Origin of the sequence: Candidatus Cardinium sp. cBcalN2 (genome assembly GCF_022810445.1) — a bacterium.
Taxonomy (GTDB): domain Bacteria; phylum Bacteroidota; class Bacteroidia; order Cytophagales; family Amoebophilaceae; genus Cardinium.
In genome coordinates this window covers 1-5,791 of sequence record NZ_JAACGD010000031.1, presented here as the reverse complement: position 1 = coordinate 5,791, position 5,791 = coordinate 1, and the positions used below count along the sequence as shown (strand labels likewise).

The window sequence follows — 5,791 nt, the reverse complement described above, 5'->3', positions numbered from 1 at the left end:
TGAATATTGAGGAATCCCTTGGTTGGCTTGTTTAAATTTTAACCAAATATTCTTAACTTTCGCCCCAAAGACAACTTTAACTTCTCTGTAATCTTTTCCTCCCCTACTTTTACCGTTGAAAAATCTAGCTAAGCTAGGCCCAGTAATTATCCTGTAATGGCCCTTTGCGTTATCTACAGATCTATAGTCAGGTTGAAGAGTTTCTTCTGCCTCTTTTCTCAATTCATCCAACTTCTGTATCAAATTATCTGATGCAGACTCTGGCAGACGATCTGCAATATTTTTGAAATATTCTTCTTTAATAGTAAAAAGCTTGTTAAAGAATTTAATAATGCGTTGGATAGCCGAAGCTGATGCATAAGGATATTTTTTAAAATGCGCCAGGGTAGGAACAAAACTTAAACCAAACAAGCGCGGTCTGACATTATTAGGGATAGGAACAACAGGGTTTTTGTCCTCAATAATAACTTGGACCACCTCTTTAAGTGCTTTTTGGAGACCTTCTTTATCTTTTATATCATTTAAGTTCATTTCCTTATACTGACGACTGATATTTAAGTAATCCAAATCAGAAACTGTAATAAAAATTTCTTTAAACCTTTTAATTGCTTCTGAAAGATGTGCACTCAACCTTTGAATGGAATTATTACCTGATTGCCCTGCACTATCATCATTAACAGCAGGCTGTACCTCGGCTGGTGCTGCTGGCTGGTCTTTTTGTTCTGTAGCATCAGGTTGGGTTTTGTCGCGGTCACAGTTTTTGCAACCACTACCACCAAACAATGACCCTGCCAGTAATAAGCTGGACAAGGAAGGAATTTTATTTTTAATTTCTTTATAAACCATTTTGATTGAATTTATTGATTATTAACTACTTAAATTATAACTACTTGACTAAAGTTAACTATTTTGCTTAAAAATTTTTTACTCAACAGTACTACTACGGGCTTTTAGGCAAAAATAAGACATAGCATAAGACTATGCAAGCTAAACTTACTAATTTATTTATGATCATACTGTATGAACAGCTTGGTAGAAAAACCCGCTTAAGTAAATTTGCTACAATGATAGTATAAAAAAAAATAAGATGCAACTAATTCCTACATTTTTTCCTTTAAATAATAGGCTGTATGGTTTTTAGGCTCTTTTATCAAGGCTTCTGGGCTACCGGCAAATACTATTTTACCGCCCTGTTTACCGCCATCGGGGCCTAAATCAATGACCCAATCTGCACACTTAATCACATCAATATGGTGCTCAATGACCAGAACAGTATGCCCTTGATCAATCAGGGCATGCATGGCGTTTAATAATTGCGCTACGTCATGCATATGGAGCCCAGTAGTGGGCTCATCAAATATAAACAGGATGGGTTGATCCGTTAACTCTTTTTCTAAATAATAGGCCAACTTAAGCCGCTGCCCCTCCCCGCCACTTAAGGAACTAGAGGATTGGCCTAATTGTATATATCCTAAACCTACTTTTTGTAAAACTTGTAACTTATGGCAAATGGCAGCATGGGTAGCAAAAAAACGTAATGCTTCCTCTACGGTCATACTGAGTACTTGGGCTATGTTTTTTCCAGCATAGGTTACATCGGTTATTTCAGGCTTAAAGCGACTTCCCTTGCAGTGTTCACATAATAGGTAGATATCTGCCATAAATTGCATCTCTATCTTTTGCTGGCCTTCTCCTCGACAAGCAGGACATTGCCCCTTTTCTGAGTTAAAAGAAAAGTGACCCGACTGGTAATCGCGAGAACGGGCCAGATCAGTCTGGGCAAAAAGGTCTCGAATGGCATCATAGATGGCTAAATAGGTGGCAGGATTAGACCGAGAAGATTTTCCTAATGGATTTTGATGGACCAATTCTACGGCTTGAATACGCGCTATATCACCACTCAATAGACCGGATGGCAGAGCGGGTAGTCCCAAAATAGCCGAAGGTTTGGTAAGGTGTTGCACCAAAGCAGGATAGAGGATTTCTTTGATCAACGTAGACTTGCCTGATCCACTTACACCTGTAACAACGGTTAAGATATGCAGGGGGATGGTTACACTCACGTCCTGCAGGTTATGGAGGGTGGCCCTGTGAATATGTAGACCATAACGCCAAGGACGTTTATAACTAGGCAGGGGAACCGCAGCGCTACCATTGAGGTAGCGTGCGGTATGGGTGTTGGCTTGGAGCAATGCTTGAAAGGTTCCCTGAAAAACCAACCTACCACCACCAGTGCCTGCTTCAGGGCCTATCTCAATAAGTGCATCAGCCGCACGCATGACCAAGGCTTCGTGCTCTACTACAATAACGGTATTACCTTGGTTTTTTAAATCTACTAGCAACGCTACCAACTGATCGGTATCACGAGGATGCAGCCCAATAGTGGGTTCATCCAAGATATAAATGGTGCCAAAAAGGGGACTTCCTAATGCAGTGGCTAATTTAATTCGTTGATGCTCTCCACCAGATAGAGTAGACATAGACCTGCCAAGGGTTAAATAGTCTAAGCCCACCTGAGCTAAATAACGGAGTCTGTTTTTAACTTCTACTAGAATTCTTTGGGCAATAGTTGCCTGACGCGCTGTAAGGGACAGCTGCTCAAAAAAGGGTATCAAGTCATGGATGGGCATCAACAATAGATCGATTAGGGAATAATCAGCGATTTTAACATAATGAGCATCTGCGCGCAGGCGACTGCCTTTACAATCGGCACATATCGTTTTACTGCGGTAACGGGATAGCAAAACCCGATATTGTATTTTATCAGTTTGGGTGACACAAAAATCAAAGAATCGATCAATACCTATAAAATCTGAATTCCCTTTCCATAAAAAGTGTTGCTGATCTGGCGTCAAGCTGTTATAGGGGGTGTGAATTGGAAAATCTAAGGTAGTATGGTTGGCCAAAAGGGGGGCTAACCATTTAGACATAGTGGGCCCATTCCAGGGAGCTATAGCCCCTTCTACAAGAGAAAGAACTGGGTTGGGTATAACTTTCTTGGGGTCTATACGAATCAATTGGCCTAGACCAGAACAGACCTTACAGGCACCATGAGGGGTATTAAAACTAAAAAAAGCAAGAGTAGGTAGCGCAAAAGCCATGCCATCTCGTTCAAATCGATCTGAAAAAGATTTTTGCTCCAACCCAACTAACACGACTACTGCATGGCCCATCCCTTCAAAAAAGGCTACTTGAACAGAGTCGGCTATTCTATATTGGTTGTCTTGGTCCTCTTTTTTAACGATGACTCGGTCTACTAACCCGTAGATAGGCTGGTCTAATGATAAGACTTGACTACTGGTCAATAGTTCGTCTATATCAAAAAGTTGATTATCCTGCATGACTCTGGTAAACCCTTTGCCCTGTTCGACCTTTAACTTTTGCGTTAAGGCTGCTTGATCGGCCACTACCATAGGATAGAGGATCCATACCTTCGTGCCATCTGCTTGCTGTTGAATGTAATCGACTACATCAGAAACGCTATCTTTTTCTACCTTTTGGCCACTAATGGGCGAGTAAGTTGTACCAATACGGGCATAAAGTAAAGCTAGATAGTCACAAAGCTCTGTCAGGGTACCTACGGTAGAACGCGGGTTATGATTAGAGACCTGTTGGCGAATGGCAATAGCGGGAGAGAGGCCTTGAATGGTATCCACCAAGGGTTTTTCTAGTTTGCCTAGAAACTGCCGTGCATAGGCACTCACACTCTCTATATACATCCGCTGGGCTTCTACAAAAAGGGTATCCAAAATCAAAGAGGATTTGCCAGAACCGGATAACCCCGTAACGACTACCAGTTGGTTGCGTGGAATGGCTACGCTTACATTTTTAAGGTTATGCATTTTAGCACCCCTTATGATAATAAAATCTTTTGGGCTTAGTGTATCTAAGTCTAACAAGTGACCAGGCATGAATGGTATAGAGTAGAATAATGGAACATATAGCTAGATGTATTTGTGCACGAAAATGGTAAACAAAAAACCAAGCCTTGGGTAAAAAACCCAATATAGTAGTATTGAAAGATATCTACAATAGACTGCTTGCCAAACTCGTTTATGGTCAGGATGGACCCGATTCGCTGTATTCTTTTTCTAAAAGTGTTAGATAGGGTTGAAAGCGATAGACTTTATTGCGTCTATAAAACGTTTGTTCAACGACCAGACCTAGCTCTTGAAATGCTTTAAATAGATTACGGATTGTATGATATGCTTTACCGGTTGCTTGGCTAACTTCAACAATAGTAGTAATGGTTGCATAAATAAAAAATGCAAAGCCATGGTGGTTGTTTCCCTTATTTTTAAAAAGGTTACATCCTGCTGAATCATTTTTTGTAACCTCATTTCCAATGATTCTATATCTTTGGCTCTTATGTATGCATCTCTGGCACTATCCCTTATAGCTTTTAGATAAAGAACAATCCCATCCTTCAAAGTCACAGCTGTTCGGACGTGGTCAAGCTTTTGGTAATAATCAAAATGGTATCTTTTAAAATAATAGGAAGGATAAAGAAACTGAAATAAGTCATGCTTTTTCTATTGGTTCAAACGAGTAGTAAATCATGCAGTTGCTTAGGGACGAATGGGAAAAATATGGTAAAGATAGCTAAGCAAAACGCGCCCTTGGAAAAAGCGGCGATTAGAAAACACAGTGTACAGATGAAAAGAAAAACAGTTGCAGGGCATAACCCACATCCGTGGGTGTGAGCTGAATAAGATAAACCAGGTGTGACAACCGCTACGGATTATACAGCTTGCCAGTTGATCTGGTCAAACAACTAGAAAAACTAAGTAAAACCAAGTAAATTTTAAAAAAACTATCTATCTTGCCTAGTATAGGATGCCTTATATGTTAGACTGCATAATGAAATAAAACATGGAAAAAATTACCCCAAAAGTAGATATTGCCTTCAAAAAAATATTTGGTGTAGAAGAAAATAAAGATCTACTGATCGACTTAATCAATGCGACTGTAGCACCAGAAGATCAAGTGGTAGAGGTTACCATACTAAACCCCTATAACCCAAAAAGCTTTAGCAACGATAAACTCTCCATACTAGATATCAAAGCAGTGGGCCAAACAGGAAAAAGGTTTAATATAGAAATCCAAATCACTGATGAGTCAGATTATGATAAAAGAGCGCTATACTACTGGGCTAAGTTATATACAGAGCAGCTAAAAGTCTCACAAAATTATGCTACGCTCAATAAGGCCATAGGTATTCATATTCTTAATTTTATTTCCATAACAGATAGCAAAAAGTATCATAACGTATTCCATATCACTGAAAAAGAGAGTGGCTTGCCTTACTTTACGGATCTAGAATTGCATACCATAGAACTTAGTAAGTTCAGTAAGGACCCTAATGAAGACTTAACCAGTTTATTGCAGAAAATAAAAAACGCTCTGGATATTTGGACCGCATTTCTGACTAGAAATGACTTACTCAACAAAGACAACTTACCCGAACCATTAGCTAATGAGAAGCTTAAGAAAGCCTTACATCTATTAGACACCATGAACTTTACCGATCAGGAAAGAATGGCTTACGAAGATCACTTAAAATGGCTCAGAATAGAAGCTAATACTATAGAAAAAGCTAGAAATGAAGGAAAACTAGAAGGGAAATTAGAAGGGAAATTAGAAGGGAAATTAGAAGGGAAATTAGAAGGGAAATTAGAAATAGCTCAATCTATGGTTAAAAATGGGTATAGGCTAGAAGATATTACCTTCCTTACTGGGTTAGCAAGATCCGATATACAGAAGCTTCTATAAGCTGTAGTAGTTGATATTT

At 39.4% G+C, this 5,791-nt stretch carries 4 protein-coding genes; 1 reads left to right on the top strand and 3 read right to left on the bottom strand.

Annotation, left to right across the window (positions count from 1 at the left end; genetic code table 11):
- The 3 genes from MUW74_RS01090 to MUW74_RS01080 all read right to left on the bottom strand — a co-directional run.
- Positions 1-846 (bottom strand): hypothetical protein (locus MUW74_RS01090; RefSeq protein ID WP_243553022.1); only part of this gene is annotated, 846 nt, incomplete at its 3' end.
- A 254-nt stretch (positions 847-1,100) separates the two neighbouring features.
- Positions 1,101-3,911, bottom strand: a complete 2,811-nt coding sequence (gene uvrA, locus MUW74_RS01085) for an excinuclease ABC subunit UvrA (RefSeq protein WP_243518735.1) — start codon at positions 3,909-3,911, stop codon at positions 1,101-1,103.
- Positions 3,912-4,163: 252 nt separating this feature from the next.
- Positions 4,164-4,436 (bottom strand): hypothetical protein, encoded by a 273-nt coding sequence (locus tag MUW74_RS01080; RefSeq protein ID WP_243518733.1) that lies wholly within the window; start codon positions 4,434-4,436, stop codon positions 4,164-4,166.
- A 436-nt stretch (positions 4,437-4,872) separates the two neighbouring features.
- Here MUW74_RS01080 and MUW74_RS01075 point away from each other — a divergent pair, with 436 nt between their 5' ends.
- On the top strand, positions 4,873-5,772 hold the full coding sequence (locus tag MUW74_RS01075) for an Rpn family recombination-promoting nuclease/putative transposase (protein WP_243518731.1): 900 nt from the start codon (positions 4,873-4,875) through the stop codon (positions 5,770-5,772).
- Positions 5,773-5,791 lie beyond the last annotated feature (19 nt).

What these genes read in the sequence shown, in the direction of transcription:
- uvrA (WP_243518735.1), bottom strand. Translation starts at nt 3,911, where the DNA reads ATGCCTGGTCACTTGTTAGACTTAGATACACTAAGCCCAAAAGATTTT.
- MUW74_RS01075 (WP_243518731.1), top strand. Translation starts at nt 4,873, where the DNA reads ATGGAAAAAATTACCCCAAAAGTAGATATTGCCTTCAAAAAAATATTT.